Here is a 19,173-nt window from a genome sequence, read left to right as displayed (position 1 = left end):
AAAGGCTGCTTCGTGATAAAATTATTTTAAGGAGGATTTTTCATATGAAAAGAAAAATGCTTGCTGCTTTTCTGGCAGCGACAATGGTGGGCGGCCTGCTTGTCGGCTGCGGAAACAGTGGAGACACTTCCGGCTCTTCCAAGAGTTCTTCTGGAACAACATCAACAGCATCGGCATCTGGCGAGGCAGATGCTTCCGTAACAAAAACAGAGCTTGGTGAGTACACGGAAGAAAATCCTTATCATCTCGTGTTTGCCTTCGTCGAGTTCTACGAGCAGGATGACGCAGCACGTACCGCAGTGCAGGATGCATTGAATGAATACATGATTCCGAAATATCATATTGAAGTGGAATTTCTTCCACTGCAGTATGCAGAATATCAGCAGACAATTCAGCTGATGATTTCCGGTGGTGATGAGCTGGATGTTATGCCAATTTATTACAGCAATGCTTCCAGTTGGATTGCAATGAATGGTATTGTCGATATGAACCAGTATATGGATACTCCGGAGGGACAGGCTATTAAAGATGTGCTTGGTGAAGCAAATGCAACGGTAGGTTCCATGAATGGTATTCTGTTCGGTTTTCCGGCACAGAAGGAATCGGTTGAACTTGGTGGTCTGACTATGAGAGCAGATATCTGTGATGAACTTGGTATCGCAGAGGAATACGGACTGGAGCTGAATCAGGATGAATACACCGGAAAAGTGTATGACTGGTCTGTTGCAACTGAAATTTTCAAGAAAGTAAAAGAAGCACATCCGGAAATGACACCGCTGTATCTGCAGGGAAGCTCAAGCCCGATGAGACGTCTTGCATTTTTTGATGAATTAGCGGATCAGTTCGGTGTTCTGGACTGGGAGGCTGATCATGACTCCACAACCGTAGTGAACGAGTTTGAAACCGATACTTACAAAGAAGCAGTAACCCAGCTGGCGGAATGGTTTGATGCAGGATACATTTATCCGGATGCGTTGACGGATACACAGGGATCTGCAGTTATGATGAAAGCTGGAAATACGTTCTCTTATATGTCAGCAATTAAGCCGGGCTATCTTGTTGAGGCAAAGGCGTCTACAGGAACAGACTGCTATGCAATGTATTTTGGACAGGATGTAGAAGGTGGATATTCAACTACAAATGTAAGTTTTTATGATACTGGTATCGCAACCAACAGTGCGGATCCGGAAATGGCCTTTAAGTTTATCTCCGCGCTGTATACAGATCCGGAAGTTATGAACCTGTGGCAGAATGGTATTCAGGATGTAAACTATAAAGTTCTGGATGATGGTACTGCTTATTATGTAGATGGTGAAGATGCTTCTAACTTTAAATATCATCAGAATACAGGATGGTTTATGGGCAATCAGTTTAACACATACGTATGGAATGATGGTTCCAAGGATGCAAATTACTGGGATAAACTGCAGCACCATAACGACTGGGCACAGTATTCACCGGCATACGGATTTATGTGGGATTCTTCTGAATACTCTACACAGATCACAGCTCTGCAGAATGCACTGAATACGTATCGTCCAGCACTTGAGACAGGCTCTGTCGGAGTTGCTGGTGTAGAAGAAACACTCCAGAAACTGAATGATGCGCTGTATGCAGCCGGACTGCAGACTGTTATGGATGCAAAACAGGAGCAGCTGGATAAATGGCTGGATGAAAACGGAGGAGCTACAGAAACTCCGCAGTCTAACCTTGATACGATTGCAGCAGCAAAAGAAGCAAACTAACGAAAGATCAACATTAGGTATAATTAGATCTAAGGCAAATCCGTCCGGAAACCGTAAAGCTGTGCGGTCTTTGGGCGGATTGCTTTGTATGTTTTTGGCTTTTACAGCAGAAAGGATTACTATGAAAAAAATGAATTACACATTTTCCGTGCCGGACAACAAACGCGTGCGTATGATTGTCAGCACAGACTGCAAAAATGAGGCGGACGACCAGTTCGCACTGGCACATCACCTGATGACACCGATGTTTATTTTGAAAGGTATCGTTCCGTGTCATTTCAACATGTTCTCCCGCGATTACGGCGATGGCCACACCGCACAGGCTAGCATGGACGAGGTCAATAAAGTGCTCGATCTGATGGATCGGCAGGGCGTATGCCCGGTCTGCAAAGGATCGGAATTTCCGATGAAGGACGAGCAGACTCCGGCCGTGTCGGATGGCGCAAAGCTGATCGTCGAAGAAGCCATGAAAGATGATCCGCATCCGCTGTTCATCGCCTGCCAGGGAGCACTGACCGACGTTGCCTCCGCACTTCTGATGAAACCGGAAATCGCAGACCGCATGACCGCCATCTGGATCGGCGGAGCACCGTATCCGGAAGGGGGAGAAGAGTTCAACCTCCGCCAGGATATCGCAGCTGCAAACGTCGTGATGAAATCCGGCATGAAGGTATGGCAGGTTCCGTCTACCGTATACAAGAAAGTAACCGTTTCTCTTGCTGAGCTGCAGCTTAATGTTCAGCCATGCGGTGAGATCGGAAATTATCTGTATCAGCAGATGGTAGACTTCAATAACACCTTCTACCAGTTTCAGGAGTGGCCGCACGGCGAAATCTGGGGTCTCGGCGATTCTCCGACAGTTGGGCTACTGCTGGCAGAGGTACAGCGTACCGACCTCTATGAAATGGTAGAAGCGCCGGAAATCAGCTATGAGGACATGAGCTATCACTTCACCGGAAAGAACCGCAAAATCCGCGTCTACCACGATCCGAATGCGGAGCTGACGTTGAGAGACTTCTTTGCAAAACTGAAACTGAATTATGGGATGTGACAGGGACTGCCAATCAAAATCAGAGCCTGTTTGAAAAAAGCTTTCCACAAGATGTGTGTCACAATTTATCGGAAATTTTGTTCGACAGAGGCGTCGCAGCGGGTTTTTGTATGGACAGAAAGAGCAATATAAAAACAGCCATCTGTGCAAGTTTGTCCAGATGGCTGTCTATCGTAATACTTTCGTTATTTACACACTTCGTCAATATCCACACGGTCGATCATAATATTCAGGATCTCCGTATCGGTATCTTTCATGCCGACTCTTCCGATGTATCCCATACTCTTGATCGTATCCTCGACATCTTCCCGCACGATACCTTCTCCCGGCTGGAAGCTTCTGTGGTGCTGGCCCATGTAATGAGCCAGAATTGCGGCATCAACAGCGGATGCGATTTTTGCTGCACAGGAGGATTTTGCTCCGTCGCAGACGATACCGCCGACGTTTCCGATGGTGTTGACGATGGTCAGGCTGACATCCTCATACGATCCGCCGGAAAGATAGGTGATGGCAGCTCCTGCGCCGCAGCCTGCGCTGACGGCACCGCAGTAAGCGGAAAGGCTACCAATATATTTTTTCTGATGAACAGCGATCAGATTGCTGACAACGAGTGCGCGGTACAGCTTGTCCTGGGAGACCTTCCATTCTTTTGCAAATTCAATAACAGGAAGAGAAACGGTCATACCCTGGTTTCCGCTGCCGGAATTGATGACGACCGGAAGAGAGTAGCCGCTCATACGGGCATCGGAACCGGCAGCTGCACGGGCGCGGGCGCGGATTTTTACGTCATCGCCGTACTCATTCAACAGAGTGCGGCCGACCTGTGCACCGTATGGATGACGGAGACCTTCATCGGAAATGACAGAATTCATGGTGATCTGACGGTCAAGAATTTCTTTGATGTCTTCGATCTTCACAGTATCGGCAAATTCAAGAATATCCTTGACGTTCAGCACACTTTTATCAACGTATTCAGGGGAATCCTCATGAGCCGCAATCTGATAAAGTATCTCACCATCTTTTACGATGCGTGAAATCAGAGTATGACGGTTCACAATTGTTACTTCTGCACTGTGCTCTCCGGCAATGACTTTTGCAACAATGTAGAGATTTTCTGCGCCTTCTTTTAAAGTACAGGTACAGAATCCCTGCTGTACCAGCTTTTTTGTATTTTCAATATCTGCTTCGGTCACATCTTCAAGTACTTCAAGTTCACGTTCGGCACAGCCTCCGACGACGCCAAGCGTTGCCGCAACATCAATTCCCTTCAGGCCATTGGAGTTTGGAACTTTAACACCCTTTACGTTTTTGATGATGTTTCCACTGCAGCAAAGCTCGATCGATTCCGGCATCTGTCCGAGTACTTCGCGTGCTTTTGCTGCCGCATATGCAATGGCAATCGGCTCTGTACAGCCAAGCGCCGGAACAAGCTCGTTTTTTAAAATCTTTACATAACTGTCATATAATTTCTGATCCATGAAAATTCTCCTGTGTAGTTTTTTATGCGTTATCAACTGGTAAATCTTGCATTTCTTTCTGATTATACTATTGATATATCACTGATAATATCAGATGTCAAGTAGAGAATTGCAATTTGTGAATTAACATCATGCATTGACGCAGAAAAGAAAAGATGATACGATAAAAACAGTAAAATACTGAAATCGGAGGTAATCATTGGAGAATAGCAAAACTGTAACATTTTCACTTGGTGGAATGATTTTCGAATATGATGAGAAAAAGAATAAAATTAATATAGAAAAACATGGAATTTCATTTAAAAGTGCTGCCCGTGTATTTTTTGATTATGATCGAATAGAATATTATGATGAGGAAAATAGTAATGTTGAAGATCGATATGATATCATAGGTGATTTATCTGCAGGGACAGCGCAAATAGAGCGTAATACAGAGATTATGATCGGAAATATAAAAAGTGATGATGTTTTGTTTGTAGTGTATACGGAAAGAATACGGAAAAATGAAAATGGGGCAGAAATAGATGTGACAAGATTAATCTCCGCAAGATATGCAACCAATTTTGAAAGGGGGCTTTATTATGGTAAATACTAAAGAAATGACAGAAAGCCTGATAAAAGAACTCGCTTTTTCAGAAGAAGAATTAAGGGAACTAAAAGCAGCAAAAGAAAAACCTATTGTATTTGATGAAGATTGTCCGGAAACGACTCCAGAACGGGCGCTAAAATTTCGACGGGTAAATCCGCCGAGGGGAGCAGGCAAAAAAAGAGCATAAAAATTTGTGATCTCCGTAAAACCAGAAAATCCTGGTTTTACGGAGATCTTTTCGGAATAAATTGTATTTTCCTTTAAAGTGTCCTATACTGGAAAATAGCAAAAGTACACACCACCCTTTCATTTGGAGGATTTTTATGCAGAAGATTACGTTTCGAAAATTAGCTGGAGAAAAATATATTTACCCGGAACTGCAGGGACACTTTATCGAGTTTCTTGGCTCCTGTATTTATGATGGAATCTGGGTTGGAGAGGATTCGGAAATTCCGAATTATCATGGAATCCGAAAAGACCTTGTGGATGCATTTCAGAAGCTGCACCCGCCGGTGATCCGCTGGCCGGGCGGATGCTTTGCGGATGTGTATCACTGGCGGAACGGTATTGGCCCGCGGGAGCAGCGGCCGGTTACATACAATGAAAACTTCGGTACTTTCGAGACGGATCCCAATCAGTTCGGTACACACGAGATGATGGAATTTTGCGAGATGATCGGCGCGAAGCCATGGTTTAATATCAATATGATGACCGGCTCTCCATCCGAGATGCGAGAGTGGATGGAGTACTGTAACCGCAAAGAGCCGACGGCACTTTCGCAGGAACGAAAAACAAACGGCCATGAAAAATCGTTCGAGATTGAATACTGGGGTATCGGAAATGAAGTATGGGACGGCGGCGGAAAAATGACGCCGCAGATGTATGCGAACGAATACCGGAAATTCAGTTCCTCCTGTCCGTCGTTTGGAGGCGGCGATCAGGCATTTTCCATGAAATGCATTGCCAGCGGTCCGGATGGCAACAAGCCAAAAGAGCGTGTTGTGTGGACGAAAGACTTTTTCAAGGAGATGGGAAAATACCGTATGCCATCGCTTTACGGCTATGATCTCCATTTTTACAACTGGAATCTGAAACAGCTTCAGACAGAGAAAAAGTTTGATGAAAAACAGTGGTATGATGTGATCAATGGATGCAAAGAGCTGGAAAATGTCATTCACGAGCAGCGCCGCCTGATAGACGCTGGTCTTGAGGCACTTCCGAAACCGGAGGGTCCGTTCCAGGCGGCACCGAGAAAATGTGAACTGATTGTCGGTGAGTGGGGCAACTGGCACAGCAGTGCATTTAATGCGCGCCCGGCGCTGTATCAGCAGTGTACGATGCGTGATGCCGTTACAACTGCACTGACGCTCGACATCTTCCACCGCAATACCGGGGATGTGCGCATGGCATGTGTGGCACAGTCTGTCAATGTCCTGAATTCCCTGTTCCTGACGGATGGTGAGCATTGTATTCTGACACCAAACTACGATGTGTTCGATATGTATCAGGTGCATCAGGGTGCGTATACGCTTGGCTTTGAGGAAAAGAACAAAGATCCTGAGGTCTGCATCTTTGCTTCGATCAAAAATGATGATATCTACGTCAATCTCGTAAATACAAGCTACAGCGAATCAAAGAAAATCGAATTGAAATTCAAACAGTGTCCGGAATTTGTTGAGGCCAAAACACTGTACTCCAAAGATCCGCAGAACTACAATGATGCGAAACATCCGAACCGAGTCCGCTGCAAAGAAGGAAAAGCACCTGCACGGGAAAAAGACTCCTTCCAGATTGCACTGCCGGCGGCTTCGGTCAGCGTTTATCATTTCAGAAAAACAGAAACAGAAAAGTAATACATACAAAACGGGCCGCCCCGGGGAAAAGGATTGTTCCCACAGGGCGGCTCATTTCTATTACAAAAACAATTCAATCACAAACACCACGGCACAGCATGCCACCGAAACCTGAAACAGGCTTGCACCGAACCATGCGGCTGCGATGCCGACGACAAGCGCGAGTGCGCCGGAAACAGGGCTCTGTGTTGCATGGACAATCGCCGGGAAGGTCATGACTGACAGCGTCACGTATGGAACGTAGTACAGAAACGACTGAATAAACTGATTTTTAATCGGCTTCCGAATCAGCGTCAGCGGCAGAATCCGGATTGTGTAGGAAACCAGAGCCATGACGGCGATATAGATATAATTATTGTACATCAGCATTTTCCTCCTCTGTCTTTACCGGGAACAGGATAGCTCCGGCGCAGGAAATCAGAACGGTGAGCAGAATCGTTCTGGTTCCGTCGGAGAGAGTGGAGATGCCCGGGAGATAGCTGCAGATAAAGCTTAAGAAAAAGCTGACGGCAACAAGACCCGCTACCACACGGCTCTTTCGCGCCGGGGGAATGATGATTGCAAGGAACATGCCGTACAGCGCCACGCTTAAGGCACTGACAGCGCGCAGCGGCAGCAGATTTCCGGCAATAATACCAAGAGCCGTGCCGATCGACCACGCGGGAGCAGCGACGAGAATGGCACCGTATGTATAATACGGATTCAGCCAGCCCGGGCGCGCGATTGTGATGCCAAACAGTTCATCCGTTACATCGTAACCAATGAGAAAACGGTGGAAAAACGGCGTGTCCGGCGAAAAGCGCTGGGCAAGCGCACAGCTCATCAGAAGATACCGCGCATTGGCGATGAGCGTAATGATAGCGACCTGCAGATAGCCTGCGTTGGCGGCAATCAGTGTAAAGGCAGCGTATTCTCCGGCGGAAGCATTGTTGAAAAGACTGGCGAGAAAGCCCTGAAAAGGACTAAGACCTGCCTTACGCGCTGCAATGCCGAGCGAAAACGAGACCGCAAAATAGCCAAGCCCGATCGGAATGCCATCGCGGATTCCGTTGACCAGAACCTGGCGGGAAAATGAATAAGATCTTTGTGAACTCATAAAAAGCTACTTCCTTTTCTTTCGCAGAAGCTAGAGCATGTCTGAAAAAATCATTTCCGTAATCTGAGATTCGCAGCTTACGAAAAGGTTTTTTCAGACATGCTCTGGCATCTGGCAAAAATGTTGGGGTCAAGAGATCAAAAATCCTCTTGCAAGCGAGCTTGCACCGGCTTTTTGATCTTTTGCCCTGATATCTGATGAAAATTATAGCAAGTTTCGACAGGTTCGTAAACTCTTATTTTGTTCTTGTTCGTTTCACGCAGCCATTGCTTACGCCTGCGTTTCTAAGTCTGTTGAACTGAATTGTATAAAATTATGTACAAAAACAGAAGATAACGCTTGAAAATAGAAGAAAAATCCATTAATATCTATGTATACAAAAAACATTACCGAAGGTGGTGCTTACGATGAAACTGCGTGCGCTTGCAAAAATAAATCTTGGTCTTGATGTGACCGGAAAAAGAGAGGATGGTTACCATGAAGTCCGCATGGTAATGCAGACGATCCAGATGTACGATCAGCTGGAAATAAAGGAGAGCAAAGAACCTGGCATAAGGCTGACAACCAATCTGCCGTTCCTTCCGTGTAATGACGGAAATCTCGTATACAAAGCGGCAAAGATTCTGATGGATGAATTCGATATCCGTCAGGGTGTCGATATGAACCTGACAAAATTTATCCCGGTAGCGGCCGGCATGGCGGGCGGAAGCTCGGATGCGGCAGCAGCACTGGTAGGAATTAACCGCATGTTTCAGCTTGGTCTGACAAAACGCCAGCTGATGGAGCGGGGTGTGCAGATCGGAGCGGATGTTCCGTACTGTGTGATGCGCGGTACAGCGCTGGCAGAAGGAATCGGCGAAAAGCTGACATCCCTTCCCGGCGTACCGATGTGCTACGTGCTGATCGGAAAACCGGGCATCAATGTTTCGACGAAATTTGTCTATGGAAACCTGCATCTTGATGAGGTGACGGAGCATCCGGATATCGACGGCATGGTAGAGGCGATCCGAAATCATGACCTGTACGGCATCACGGACCGCATGGGAAATGTGCTGGAATCCGTGACGTGTCCGGCGTATCCGGTGATCGATGAGATCAAGGCACAGATGATGAAAAACGGTGCGGTCAATGCGATGATGAGCGGCAGCGGCCCGACCGTATTCGGCATTTTCGACGATCCGGACAAGGCAGAATTTGCCCGTGATCAGTTAAAAATAAGCGGACTGTCGAAACAGACATTCCTGACTACAGTATCAAAACCGGGAGGTACAAAGTATGGCAAAAAATGAGTTAGACCTGCAGATGGAGGATTATCAGTACCTTCCGCTCCGCGATGTCGTGTTCCGCACGCTGCGCCAGGCGATTCTGCGCGGGGAGTTAAAGCCGGGTGAACGGCTGATGGAGATCCGGCTGGCAAATCAGCTCGGCGTTTCGCGTACCCCGATCCGCGAGGCGATCCGTATGCTGGAACTGGACGGCCTTGTGATCATGGTGCCGCGGAAGGGTGCGCAGGTAGCACAGATCACGGAAAAAGATCTGAACGATGTGCTGGAGGTGCGGCTCGGACTCGAGGAGCTGGCGGTAAAACTGGCGTGTCAGCGGATTACAGAGAGCGAACTGCAGAAGCTTTATCAGGCATCGCGTAGCTTTGAACAAATGCTGGAGACAACAGAGACGGATGATCTGCAGAAGCTTGCACAGGCAGATGTGGCATTCCATGATGTGATTTATCAGGCGACGAACAACGAGCGCCTGATTCAGCTACTGAACAATCTGCGGGAGCAAATGTACCGTTACCGGATTGAATATTTAAAGGATGTAAAATCCCGACGTTCCCTGGTCGAGGAGCACGATGCCCTTTATGAACGTATGAAAAATCGGGATCTTGCAGGCGCACAGAAGATGATCCGCGAGCATATCGAGCGACAGCAGGAGAGTATTATGCAGACCGTACATCACCAGAGCATGACGGGTGTAGAAGAAAAATAAAAGCGTATAAAATTTCGAAAAAGGAACATTCTGTTACAGAGTAAAAAATCGTGACAGAATGTTTTTTTATGAAATTTTGCAGAGTATATTTCTCCAGATGGTTTTTCGGAAGCTTTCAAAAGGAGGAGAAGGAGGGACGCAGGCATGGAAAAAGAGAAGACGCAGATTTCACTCACACTGTCGGAAAATGAAAGCGTGATCCGTACATGGTGTGAAAATTGCGATGATATTCAGATCCGCCCGATGAAACTCGGCAAAACGGGCGGAACCGGTGCGCTGCTGATCTACGTAGAAGTGGCGGTGAGCTGCGTTATGTTGAAGGATTCCGTGATCGGGAAGCTGTTGAACCGTCTGATGGAGGTTCCCGAGGCAGATATCCCGGGGGTTCTCTCGGAAAATCAGCTCGGAATTTCGGATGCACTGGAATTTGACACTATGGAGCTGCGTTCGCTTCCATGCTTGCGGGAAATGCAATTCTTTTTGTGGATCATTATGACCGTGCAGTCAAGATCGGATCGAAGGGTTATCCCAATTTAGGAGTGCAAAAAGCGGAGTCCGAAAAAGTGCTGCGCGGCTCTAACGAAGGTTTTTCCGACTCTGTCAAAACCAACACGGCACTCGTCCGCAAGCGTCTGCGGACCACCGATCTGAAAGTGGAGGAGATACATTTTGGTGCGCGTTCTGATACGGTTCTGGCTCTGGTGTATGAGAAAGAGTTGATTTATCCGAAATTTCTGGAAGAGGTAAAACAGCAGATTGCCGGCTGGGAGGTGGACGGCGTTTTTGACAGCGGCATGGTCGAGCAGCTCTGCGAACCGCAGTGGAAATCGCCGTTCCCGCGCTTCGAGACGACCGAACGGCCGGACCGCGCGGCGATGGAGATTCTGGACGGAAGAATCCTGCTTTTATGTGATAATTCCCCGGTCGGGATTCTCTTCCCGGCATCATTTGACAGCTTTTTAAAGGTCAGTGAGGACCGGTATCATCATTTTCTGATCGTCTCATTTGAGCGGCTGCTGCGGTATGCGGCGGTCTTTCTCGCCCTGTGGATTTCGGGCGGATACCTGGCTGTCACGGGCTTTCACACGCAGGTGCTTCCGACCAAACTCCTGCTGGCGTTCGCCGAAGCGCGGAAAGGCGTTCCGTTCCCCGGCATTCTGGAAATTCTTCTGATGGAATTTGCTTTTGAACTGATTCGCGAGGCCGGTGTGCGCATGCCGGGGCCGCTTGGCGGGACGATCGGAATTGTGGGCGGACTGATCATCGGAGATGCAGCGGTTTCCGCCAATCTGGTGAGCCCGATGACCGTCGTTGTGGTTGCGGTTTCGGCGCTCTGTTCGCTGGCGATTCCGAACGAAGAGTTCGGTGCGCCGTTCCGGCTGCTGAAATTCGGCTTCATTTTGCTCGGCGGATGGCTCGGCATTTTCGGCATGGTGCTCGGCACGTTTCTTCTCGCGGGTCATCTCGCCGGGCTTACGAGTTTTGGCATTCCCTATCTGATGCCGTTTGTCGGGAAAGGACTTGCGGCTACCATGCGCCGAAGGATTCCGTATGGCGGCCGCCGCTGCATCAGATGCGGGAGCGGCCGGTCTTTACAAAGCGCGATCAGAGAGTGCGGCTGCGGAAAAACAGAAAAGCTGCGGAGCCGGAAGAAAAACAGGAAAGGGGAGAGTGACGCATGTTTTCGGAAAATGACAGAATTTCACAGCGCCAGATGGAACGCCAGATCGTGCTCGTTCTGCTCTGCCCGGCGTTCTGGCAGCTCGCAGCGTACGGCGCATCGGACGGCCTGCCCGGTATGGCAGGGATTTTCGTTGGATATGGGCTGCTGGCGGTGTGGTGCATTTATCTCGTGCGCCTTGGCGGGCTTTACTGCCGCCTGGAAAGCGTGATGGGAAAGGCTGGGAAACTCCTTCTGGCAGTGATGTATCTGTGTTATCTGCTTTTCCTCGGCGGAACACTGCTTCGCAGAATGGCAGAGCTTGCCGCCGCGTATCTGACAGCGGGTGTACCGCAGGAGCTCTGCGGACTGTTTCTGCTCGCGGCGGCCGGGTTTGGTGTCGGCAGTGAAGTACAGAAAAGAGGACGGCTGGCGGAAGCACTCTATCCGTGGATTGTGGGCGGGATTTTGATTCTGCTTCTGCTGACGGTTCCGCAGATGCATTTTTCCTCGTTTGAGGATGCCTGGAAGACAGCAAAGTCTGTTGAAATTGTGGATAACGGAATACTTTTTGGGTGGAATGTGTGGAGAACACTGGAAAATGGAACACCGATTGCGCTGCTGCCGTTTTTACTGGGGCATGTGCAGAAAGAGCACAGGAGTGTCATTCTTCCGGTGACGCAGAGTATCTGGAAAACGGGGCTTCTTGTAATTGCAGGAAGCATGGCGCTGCTCGGCGTTTTCGGCCGGCGCGGCACGGCTGCGGCGCAGGACCCGCTCTTACTGTTAATGGCAGGAACGAGCCTGCCGGGTGGATTTCTGGAGCGGTTTGATATTCTGTGGATGGCATTTCTTTTGATGGGACTGCTGTTCACACTGGGAAGTCTGCTGTTTTACGTATCGCTGATCGGAGAGAAGACGGGACTGTGGAAACCGCAGAATCTCTATGTACGGATCGGTACAGTGCTTTTTATATGGCTGCTGTCATGCGCGGAAAGCGGCTGGTCGGTCCGATACGGTTACTTTCCGTTTTTCCTTGCCATCACGGTGCTGCTCGGCTTCTGCCAGAAGCATATGAAAAAACTGCGGCTTGTGTGTCTGGCGCTGGGCAGTATGATTTTCCTGTCATCCTGCGGGGCAGTAGAGCCGGAAAAGCGGCTGTATCCACTGGCGGTTGCCTTTGATTATGTGTCGGAAGAGGCGACTGCGCCGGAAAACAGTGAAACTGGGGAAGAAACCGGGACGGCGGTCAGTGAGAGCGGCGGAGTAAAGGAGACGGCTGGCGGTAAATGGCGTGTCTGGTATGCGCCTGCGAATCTTGCGGTGGTGACCGGCCAGGGAAAGGATGAGCAGGAGGAGGGAACCGACGAGGACCCCGCATCGCTGTTCTTTGAAGCGGAGACGTTTGAGGAGATTGCGCAGCAATATGACAGCACAGAGGAATATGATCTCGACACCGGACACGTCCAGGCGATTGTATTTTCCGATGCACTGCTCAGTGACCGGGGACGGATGGAAGAACTGTTGAAGTACCTGGAACAGGACCGTGCGCTTGGGCACAGTGCCTATCTGTTTCACGCAGAAAAACCAGAAGATATCATGGAGCAGAACGGAAAACAGGTGGAGTCCGTCGGTGAGTACCTGTGCGGAATTTATGACAACCGGGTGAAAAGAAAAGAGGCGGTGACACTGGCGGACTTGTGCTATGCGTTGGAAAACGAAAGGAGCATTCCGTGGATTCCGAAAGCGCCGTAAAAGGTTTAAAGTGTATGGAATATCGGAGCGGGCAGTGAGTGTCTGTGTATAAAAGTTTTGAAATCCGGCAAAACTGGAAAAAACAGGAGGCAGCATATGAATGAGAAAAAAGTACAGAGCCGGAAACGGAATCAAAATCAGACACAGAAGAAATCCAGGGACAGGCAGGCGCAGCCCCGAAATACATTTGGGAACCAGTATAGAAGTCAATTCCAGGCGGCATTTCAAATTTTCTGCCGCCGCTGGCTCCCCGTCTGCATTGCGGCGCTGATCCTTTCCGGAACCGCCAATCTTCTCCGCGAGTCCCGTCTGCAGCAGGAAGTCGCTGCAAAGATCGTGCGCTTTCACGTAAGAGCCAACAGCGACTGCGCCTCCGACCAGCAGATCAAGCTTCAGGTACGCGATGCCGTTGCCGAAGAACTGCAGACGATCCTGCACGGAGCCGAAACAAAAGCAGAAACCGAAGAAATCCTGCGTGAAAACGAGCCCTCCATCCGTGCCGCCGCCCTTCAGACGCTGCGCGCAGGAGGCAGTACTGACGATATCACCGTAACGTACGGAAAAGCCAGTTTTGAGGAAAAAGAAACGGGCAATTATATTCTCCCCGCCGGAACGTACGACGCTCTTCAGATCAACATCGGCAGAGCCAAAGGGCACAACTGGTGGTGCATGCTGTACCCGTCCATCTGCTTTTCGGATGCCCTGCGCCCCGTAAACGAGGATGGCGAAAGTGCAGAAAAAGTCGAAAAAAGCCGGATTCCGCTGCAGAATCTGTTGAGTGACGCCGCCTACCGCGAAATCCTGAAAAGTGACTGGATTTCGTTCCGGTTTTTCTGGCGTTAGGCGGATTTTTCGAAAGACTTTCAAGAGAAATGATTGCAATATTCCTCCATTCGGGTTAAAATAATGTATCAGCGACCTATTTTAACCAGGGTCGTGAAATGAAAAAAGAAATGTAAAAATTCAGATATATTAAATATAGAAATGAACCCCATTCGGCATGACAAAAAAGTAATGCCGGATGAAAAATGGAGGAAAGTATGAAAGCAGACAGACAGGCGCCGATCGGCGTCTTTGATTCCGGTGTCGGCGGACTGACCGTAGTGCGTGAGATTATGCGAAACCTGCCCGACGAACGAATCGTATATTTTGGAGATACAGCGCGTGTGCCGTACGGTTCCAAATCGAAGAACACCGTCATCCGTTATTCCCGCCAGATCGTACACTTTCTGGAAACCCAGCAGGTCAAGGCAATCGTCATCGCCTGCAACACCGCAAGTGCGCTGGCACTCGATACGATCGAAAAAGAGATTGATCTCCCGATCATCGGCGTGGTAAAACCGGGCGCACAGATGGCCGTCGAGACGACGCAGAACAAGCGCGTCGGCGTCATCGCAACCGAGAGCACTATTCAGAGCGGCCTCTACCAGCAGCTCATTACCGAGGCAGATCCGGCGATCACCGTTTACGGAAAACCGTGTCCGCTGTTTGTGCCGCTCGTGGAAGAGGGCTGGACAAAAGATCCGATCACCGAGGAAGTGGCGCGCCGCTATCTGGCAGAGATTCTGGATAAAGACATCGACACGCTGATTATGGGATGCACCCACTATCCGCTGCTGCGTTCTCTGCTGCGGAAAGTAGTCGGAGAAAAAGTAACACTCGTCAACCCGGCATACGAAACCTCACAGGCACTGTGCAGACTGCTGCGGGAGCTGGATCTGGAGAATCCTGGAAACGATGAGCTGGGCCGTCAGAAATACCAGTTCTTCGCAAGCGACGGCGTGGAGCGGTTCAATGCCTTCGCACATTCCGTTCTGCCGGAGCAGATCAGCGATACGAAACAGGTACAGATTGAAAACTATTAAAAACGACATACAGAAAAGAGAGAGGAACATCAGAAAAGGATGGAAAAAGACGTACTCATCAGCATCCGCGGACTGCAGTATCTGATGGATGAGGAATCCGGCGAACAAGAACCGGTGGAGGTTATGACGACGGGTTCGTACTACAAGAAAAACGGCCATCACTTTCTGATCTACGACGAGGCAACCGAAGGCTTTGACATGATGACGCACAACATGATCAAATTTACGGAAAACGCCCTCGAGGTGCGCAAGCGCGGCCTCATTGATGTCCATATGATTTTTGAGGAGGATAAAAAGAACATTTCGTTTTATCATACGCCATATGGCATGATCAACATGGGAGTTGCGGCGACGAAGGTCAGAATGAAAGAGACGCCGGATCAGATTTTACTGAAGGCAGAATACGCGCTCGACATCAACGACAGCTACGTGGGGGACTGCGTAATCGATATCGAGGTAAGACCGCGGGAAGGCGGAAAACTGAATTTATAAAAAAATACCCGGGAAGAATGAAAATCATTCAACTCGGGTATTTTCGCGAGCAACGAGCCAAAGTCCGGGCTTGCACGAGACCTTGGCGACTGCCGCGAAAGCAAAAAGAAACACGCAAAGCGTGTTTCTTTTTGTTTCAGATGAAATTTTATTTCTCCTCGCCGCGTGCCTTGCGGAGCATTTTCTGCCAGAAGCCGTTTTTCTTTTCCGGCTGCTCTAAAGAACCGCGGATGCCGCGAACGCCGGTGATGTAGATACCGCTTACGGTAGCTTTGACTTCTTTTTTCACCGGGATCTGATCGAAGATAGCAGCGTCGCAGATCAGGGTCATGATTCTCGGACCGACTTTTGCTTTGACGATCGGCAGTTTTGCACGACGCATCATTTTCGGTGTCTGGTCGATGACCATCTGTGGAAGTCCGGAATCTTTCATGCGAAGCTTTTTCTTATCTATGATCAACATGGAGACAGTCTGTTTCATGGCCTCCATTTGTTCCTGCTGTGCGGCCTGTTTTGTCTGTGCTTTTTTACCGAAGTAATACAGCAGACCAAGGATGACAGCGATGACAGCTAATACGATTAATACGATAATCCAGGGTTTCATCCCTTTATTCCTCCTCTGCAAAAAATAATGTGGGCATCGGAACATACAATGCCAGTCTATGAACATTCTAACATTGATTTCGGCAAAACGCAAACACATTTTAGCGCAATCCAGGCGATTTTATGGTCGAAAATCATAAGAATTTCTAAAATCGGAGCCCCAGCCTTTTTTTTACCAGACAAGTATGGTAAAATGAGATTTACAACGCGCCGGGAACGGCGTAGTATGGAGGAAAATTCAAGAATGAAAAGAAAAGCAGCAGTCATGCTTCTGCTCATGACACTGGGAGCAGCCAGTGTGAGCGGATGCGGAAAAAACAATACAACAAGCAGCAGTTCCGTATCAAGCGCAAGCAGCACAAGCGCTTCCTCAGCATCCGATGCGTCGAGCGCAGGCAGCACATCGTCCGACAGCACAGCTTCTGAGGAATACGCTTCCCCGAGTGATGTAGACGGGATTCCGGTTGTCGATGAGGAAGTTGATCCGGCAGAGTGTGTAACGCTTGGAGATTACAAAAAGCTCACACTGGAAAAGAAAGTAGAGCAGGTAACGGATGATGACGTACAGACGGCCATTATGGCAGAGACAGCTGTCACCATGGACGATCCGGATGCCACCGTACAAAAAGGCGACACCGCCGATATTGCCTATGTTGGCAAAGTTGATGGCAAGGAGTTTGACGGCGGAAGCAGCGATTCCTACAATCTGGTGATCGGATCCGGTACCTTCATCGATGGATTTGAGGATGGTGTCATTGGAATGAAAACAGGGGAGACAAAGGATCTGAACCTGAAATTCCCTGACAGCTATCAGAGTACCGATCTGGCAGGAAAAGATGTTGTGTTTACCGTTACGGTAAATGCGTTTACCCGCCCGGCAGAAAACATTGACGGATGGGAGCTCGATGATGCATGGGTAGCAAAAAATACAGATTACAGTACTGTGGAGGAATACCGTGCCGGAAAACGCGCAGAGCTGGAGGCTGCAAATGAGACGACAGCGGAAAATAATTTGCAGAATGACGCGATGCAGCAGATGGCAGACGGCTGTACGTTTCACAAAATTCCGAAATCCTATATCACCCTTGGCGAAGAGGATTACGATAAACGGTATACCACTTATCTTCAGAATTACGGCATTTCCCTGGACGACTATCTGGAGCAGTATGCGGACAGAGCAACCTACAATCAGGAGAAAGCAACGTATGCAGGAACGATGGCAAAAAGTGCCCTTCTTCTGGATGCTGTAAAAGAGGCAGAAGGCTGGACTACAGATGACCAGGATTACCAGCAGATCTTAAACGACGAGGCAGCCAATGCCAATATGTCGCAGGAAGATTTCCTGAAAGCAGCCAATGACTATTACGGGGAAGATACGGTAGTGCGCAATATCATGATGGAGCGCATGATCAATATGGTTCTCGATAATGCAACGGTCAATACTGTGACTGTGGATGCAGACGGAAATACAGTAGAATAAAAAGAGAAATCACCCCGAAACAGGATAAAAATTTCTGTTTTCCGGGGTGATTTAACCGAATCAAGTAAGTCCCCTGCTTCCATTGCGAAAAGCAATAAGCAGTGGGGGGGGACTTGCTTGTATCAGGAGGAGTGCAAGCTCCTTCTGATAAACTGCGGAGCAGTTATTCAGTTATGAGCAAGTAGCGAAGCGGATTGCGAATATCCGCTTCGCATGTGGGAAACGAATTGTGTTCGTTACGCCATGATTTTGCGGAACAGATCCTTCAGATCTTCTACGCTTGCATCCTTCGGGTTGCCCGGTGCGCAGGCATCTGCGTGTGCGGAATCTGCAAGGAACTGCAGATCTTCTTCTTTGACTGCCTCGAGAACAGATGGGATTCCAACGTCTGCGGACAGCTTCTTAACAGCATCAATCGCTGCTTTTCTATACTCTTCCTGAGACATTTCGTCTACACCTGTAACGCCCATGGCACGTGCGATTTCGCGGTATTTCTCACCGGTGCACTCCTGGTTGTATTCCATAACGATCGGAAGCATCATGGCACATGCAACACCGTGTGGGGTATCATAAACAGCACCAAGGGTGTGTGCCATGGAGTGAGCGATTCCAAGACCTACGTTGGAGAAGCCCATACCTGCGATGTACTGGCCAAGAGCCATTCCTTCGCGTCCCTCTTTGGTGTTTGCGACAGCACCGCGCAGAGATTTGGAGATGAGTTCGATGGCTTTGAGATGGAACATGTCAGTCATTTCCCATGCAGCTTTTGTGGTGTAACCCTCGATTGCGTGGGTCAGAGCGTCCATACCGGTAGAAGCGGTCAGTCCTTTTGGCATGGAGGACATCATATCCGGGTCAACAACTGCGATGATCGGCATATCGTGCGGGTCAACGCATACGAATTTACGTTTTCTCTCTACATCGGTGATAACGTAGTTGATGGTAACCTCTGCAGCAGTACCGGCTGTAGTCGGAACGGCGATGATCGGTACGCACGGATTTTTGGTCGGTGCGGTGCCCTCAAGGCTTCTGACATCCTCAAACTCCGGGTTTGCGATGATGATACCGATGGCTTTGGAGGTATCCATAGAAGAGCCGCCGCCGATGGCGATCAGATAGTCAGCGCCGGATGCCTTGAAAGCTTCTACGCCGTGTTTTACGTTTTCGATGGTCGGGTTTGGCTTGATATCGCTGTAAAGCTCATAGTCGAGTCCGTTTGCGGTCAGAATATCGGTTACTTTGGAAGTAACGTTGAATTTAATCAGATCCGGGTCAGAGCATACGAATGCTTTTTTGAAGCCGTGTGCCTTTGCTTCATTTGCGATCTCGGCAATAGCGCCTGCTCCGTGATAAGAGGTTGCATTTAAATTAATACGATTTGCCATGTTTGAAAAACTCCCTTCTAAAATGAATAAATGGTTTTACTGAACTTGTTATTATATTAACAAATCCGGAAGGGAAAAAGAAAGTGACAGAAGAAGCGAAGTGTAACACTTTAAAAAAAATCGCCATTGTGA

Annotated in this window: 19 protein-coding genes and 1 pseudogene; 14 read left to right on the top strand and 6 right to left on the bottom strand. The window is 48.8% G+C overall.

Going from position 1 to position 19,173, the window contains the following annotated elements:
* Positions 1-44 precede the first annotated feature (44 nt).
* Positions 45-1,745 carry an ABC transporter substrate-binding protein gene (locus tag DW965_RS03070; protein WP_119198006.1) on the top strand — a complete coding sequence of 567 codons (1,701 nt, stop codon included), beginning with the start codon at positions 45-47 and terminating at the stop codon, positions 1,743-1,745.
* Positions 1,746-1,866: 121 nt separating this feature from the next.
* Complete coding sequence (locus DW965_RS03065) at positions 1,867-2,796, top strand: nucleoside hydrolase (protein ID WP_199681619.1); 930 nt, start codon at positions 1,867-1,869, stop codon at positions 2,794-2,796.
* A 24-nt stretch (positions 2,797-2,820) separates the two neighbouring features.
* Here DW965_RS03065 and DW965_RS22415 read toward each other — a convergent pair.
* Positions 2,821-2,946, bottom strand: a pseudogene (locus DW965_RS22415) (DUF6783 domain-containing protein); the annotation flags it as partial.
* A gap of 35 nt (positions 2,947-2,981) precedes the next feature.
* A complete protein-coding gene (locus tag DW965_RS03060; protein ID WP_119198005.1) occupies positions 2,982-4,274 on the bottom strand; it encodes an L-cysteine desulfidase family protein in 1,293 nt (430 codons plus the stop codon).
* Positions 4,275-4,473: 199 nt separating this feature from the next.
* Between DW965_RS03060 and DW965_RS03055 the strand changes: the two genes are divergently transcribed.
* The 3 genes from DW965_RS03055 (at position 4,474) to DW965_RS03045 (ending at position 6,716) form a co-directional block, all read left to right on the top strand.
* Positions 4,474-4,869 (top strand): BrnT family toxin, encoded by a 396-nt coding sequence (locus DW965_RS03055; protein ID WP_330377069.1) that lies wholly within the window; start codon positions 4,474-4,476, stop codon positions 4,867-4,869.
* The gene (locus DW965_RS03050) at positions 4,856-5,050 is read left to right on the top strand and encodes a hypothetical protein (RefSeq protein ID WP_055226225.1); all 195 of its coding nucleotides are present in this window, start codon (positions 4,856-4,858) and stop codon (positions 5,048-5,050) included. Before DW965_RS03055 ends, DW965_RS03050 begins: the two co-directional genes overlap by 14 nt.
* Positions 5,051-5,186: 136 nt before the next feature.
* Positions 5,187-6,716 carry an alpha-N-arabinofuranosidase gene (locus tag DW965_RS03045; RefSeq protein ID WP_119198004.1) on the top strand — a complete coding sequence of 510 codons (1,530 nt, stop codon included), beginning with the start codon at positions 5,187-5,189 and terminating at the stop codon, positions 6,714-6,716.
* A gap of 60 nt (positions 6,717-6,776) precedes the next feature.
* Here DW965_RS03045 and DW965_RS03040 read toward each other — a convergent pair whose 3' ends face one another.
* The gene (locus tag DW965_RS03040) at positions 6,777-7,079 is read right to left on the bottom strand and encodes an AzlD domain-containing protein (RefSeq protein ID WP_330410127.1); all 303 of its coding nucleotides are present in this window, start codon (positions 7,077-7,079) and stop codon (positions 6,777-6,779) included.
* A complete protein-coding gene (locus DW965_RS03035; protein WP_022462149.1) occupies positions 7,069-7,812 on the bottom strand; it encodes an AzlC family ABC transporter permease in 744 nt (247 codons plus the stop codon). Before DW965_RS03035 ends, DW965_RS03040 begins: the two co-directional genes overlap by 11 nt.
* Positions 7,813-8,219: 407 nt before the next feature.
* Here DW965_RS03035 and ispE point away from each other — a divergent pair, with 407 nt between their 5' ends.
* The 8 genes from ispE to DW965_RS03000 all read left to right on the top strand — a co-directional run bounded on the left by ispE (position 8,220) and on the right by DW965_RS03000 (position 15,573).
* Positions 8,220-9,101 carry a 4-(cytidine 5'-diphospho)-2-C-methyl-D-erythritol kinase gene (gene ispE / locus DW965_RS03030; protein ID WP_055226230.1) on the top strand — a complete coding sequence of 294 codons (882 nt, stop codon included), beginning with the start codon at positions 8,220-8,222 and terminating at the stop codon, positions 9,099-9,101.
* Positions 9,088-9,801, top strand: coding sequence for a GntR family transcriptional regulator (locus DW965_RS03025; protein WP_055221789.1), 714 nt, complete (start codon positions 9,088-9,090; stop codon positions 9,799-9,801). Before ispE ends, DW965_RS03025 begins: the two co-directional genes overlap by 14 nt.
* Before the next feature lie 144 nt (positions 9,802-9,945).
* Positions 9,946-10,338 carry a hypothetical protein gene (locus DW965_RS19570; RefSeq protein WP_243036304.1) on the top strand — a complete coding sequence of 131 codons (393 nt, stop codon included), beginning with the start codon at positions 9,946-9,948 and terminating at the stop codon, positions 10,336-10,338.
* Positions 10,284-11,693: a spore germination protein gene (locus DW965_RS03020; protein ID WP_243036302.1), complete on the top strand. Its 1,410-nt coding sequence runs from the start codon at positions 10,284-10,286 to the stop codon at positions 11,691-11,693. The genes DW965_RS19570 and DW965_RS03020 overlap by 55 nt, the downstream gene beginning before the upstream one ends.
* Positions 11,600-13,216 carry a GerAB/ArcD/ProY family transporter gene (locus tag DW965_RS03015; protein ID WP_330420841.1) on the top strand — a complete coding sequence of 539 codons (1,617 nt, stop codon included), beginning with the start codon at positions 11,600-11,602 and terminating at the stop codon, positions 13,214-13,216. Before DW965_RS03020 ends, DW965_RS03015 begins: the two co-directional genes overlap by 94 nt.
* A gap of 96 nt (positions 13,217-13,312) precedes the next feature.
* Positions 13,313-14,059 (top strand): stage II sporulation protein R, encoded by a 747-nt coding sequence (spoIIR, locus tag DW965_RS03010; RefSeq protein ID WP_117762086.1) that lies wholly within the window; start codon positions 13,313-13,315, stop codon positions 14,057-14,059.
* A 197-nt stretch (positions 14,060-14,256) separates the two neighbouring features.
* Positions 14,257-15,081, top strand: coding sequence for a glutamate racemase (gene murI / locus DW965_RS03005; RefSeq protein WP_022462144.1), 825 nt, complete (start codon positions 14,257-14,259; stop codon positions 15,079-15,081).
* Between the two features lie 39 nt (positions 15,082-15,120).
* Complete coding sequence (locus DW965_RS03000) at positions 15,121-15,573, top strand: DUF1934 domain-containing protein (protein ID WP_022462143.1); 453 nt, start codon at positions 15,121-15,123, stop codon at positions 15,571-15,573.
* A 148-nt stretch (positions 15,574-15,721) separates the two neighbouring features.
* Here DW965_RS03000 and DW965_RS02995 read toward each other — a convergent pair whose 3' ends face one another.
* Positions 15,722-16,177 carry a hypothetical protein gene (locus DW965_RS02995; protein ID WP_055221777.1) on the bottom strand — a complete coding sequence of 152 codons (456 nt, stop codon included), beginning with the start codon at positions 16,175-16,177 and terminating at the stop codon, positions 15,722-15,724.
* A 243-nt stretch (positions 16,178-16,420) separates the two neighbouring features.
* Between DW965_RS02995 and tig the strand changes: the two genes are divergently transcribed.
* On the top strand, positions 16,421-17,656 hold the full coding sequence (gene tig / locus DW965_RS02990) for a trigger factor (RefSeq protein WP_158568342.1): 1,236 nt from the start codon (positions 16,421-16,423) through the stop codon (positions 17,654-17,656).
* Positions 17,657-17,892: 236 nt separating this feature from the next.
* Here the strand turns inward: tig and fucO are convergent, their stop codons facing one another.
* Positions 17,893-19,041 carry a lactaldehyde reductase gene (gene fucO, locus DW965_RS02985; RefSeq protein ID WP_055226239.1) on the bottom strand — a complete coding sequence of 383 codons (1,149 nt, stop codon included), beginning with the start codon at positions 19,039-19,041 and terminating at the stop codon, positions 17,893-17,895.
* Positions 19,042-19,173 lie beyond the last annotated feature (132 nt).

The sequence above is a fragment of the Blautia sp. AM47-4 genome (assembly GCF_003479865.1).
GTDB classification, from domain to species: Bacteria; Bacillota; Clostridia; order Lachnospirales; family Lachnospiraceae; genus Fusicatenibacter; species Fusicatenibacter saccharivorans.
The sequence above is the reverse complement of the archived record's forward strand: the minus strand, read 5'-3'. Positions and strand labels throughout refer to the sequence as shown.

Excerpts from the sequence above, each read along its gene's own strand:
- DW965_RS03070 (WP_119198006.1), top strand. The coding sequence starts at position 45 with ATGAAAAGAAAAATGCTTGCTGCTTTTCTGGCAGCGACAATGGTGGGC.
- DW965_RS02995 (WP_055221777.1), bottom strand. The coding sequence starts at position 16,177 with ATGAAACCCTGGATTATCGTATTAATCGTATTAGCTGTCATCGCTGTC.
- tig (WP_158568342.1), top strand. The coding sequence starts at position 16,421 with ATGAAAAGAAAAGCAGCAGTCATGCTTCTGCTCATGACACTGGGAGCA.
- DW965_RS03000 (WP_022462143.1), top strand. The coding sequence starts at position 15,121 with ATGGAAAAAGACGTACTCATCAGCATCCGCGGACTGCAGTATCTGATG.
- DW965_RS03060 (WP_119198005.1), bottom strand. The coding sequence starts at position 4,274 with ATGGATCAGAAATTATATGACAGTTATGTAAAGATTTTAAAAAACGAG.
- murI (WP_022462144.1), top strand. The coding sequence starts at position 14,257 with ATGAAAGCAGACAGACAGGCGCCGATCGGCGTCTTTGATTCCGGTGTC.
- DW965_RS03035 (WP_022462149.1), bottom strand. The coding sequence starts at position 7,812 with ATGAGTTCACAAAGATCTTATTCATTTTCCCGCCAGGTTCTGGTCAAC.
- DW965_RS03025 (WP_055221789.1), top strand. The coding sequence starts at position 9,088 with ATGGCAAAAAATGAGTTAGACCTGCAGATGGAGGATTATCAGTACCTT.
- DW965_RS03050 (WP_055226225.1), top strand. The coding sequence starts at position 4,856 with ATGGTAAATACTAAAGAAATGACAGAAAGCCTGATAAAAGAACTCGCT.
- DW965_RS03065 (WP_199681619.1), top strand. The coding sequence starts at position 1,867 with ATGAAAAAAATGAATTACACATTTTCCGTGCCGGACAACAAACGCGTG.
- fucO (WP_055226239.1), bottom strand. The coding sequence starts at position 19,041 with ATGGCAAATCGTATTAATTTAAATGCAACCTCTTATCACGGAGCAGGC.
- DW965_RS03045 (WP_119198004.1), top strand. The coding sequence starts at position 5,187 with ATGCAGAAGATTACGTTTCGAAAATTAGCTGGAGAAAAATATATTTAC.
- DW965_RS03015 (WP_330420841.1), top strand. The coding sequence starts at position 11,600 with ATGGCAGGGATTTTCGTTGGATATGGGCTGCTGGCGGTGTGGTGCATT.
- DW965_RS19570 (WP_243036304.1), top strand. The coding sequence starts at position 9,946 with ATGGAAAAAGAGAAGACGCAGATTTCACTCACACTGTCGGAAAATGAA.
- spoIIR (WP_117762086.1), top strand. The coding sequence starts at position 13,313 with ATGAATGAGAAAAAAGTACAGAGCCGGAAACGGAATCAAAATCAGACA.
- ispE (WP_055226230.1), top strand. The coding sequence starts at position 8,220 with ATGAAACTGCGTGCGCTTGCAAAAATAAATCTTGGTCTTGATGTGACC.
- DW965_RS03040 (WP_330410127.1), bottom strand. The coding sequence starts at position 7,079 with ATGTACAATAATTATATCTATATCGCCGTCATGGCTCTGGTTTCCTAC.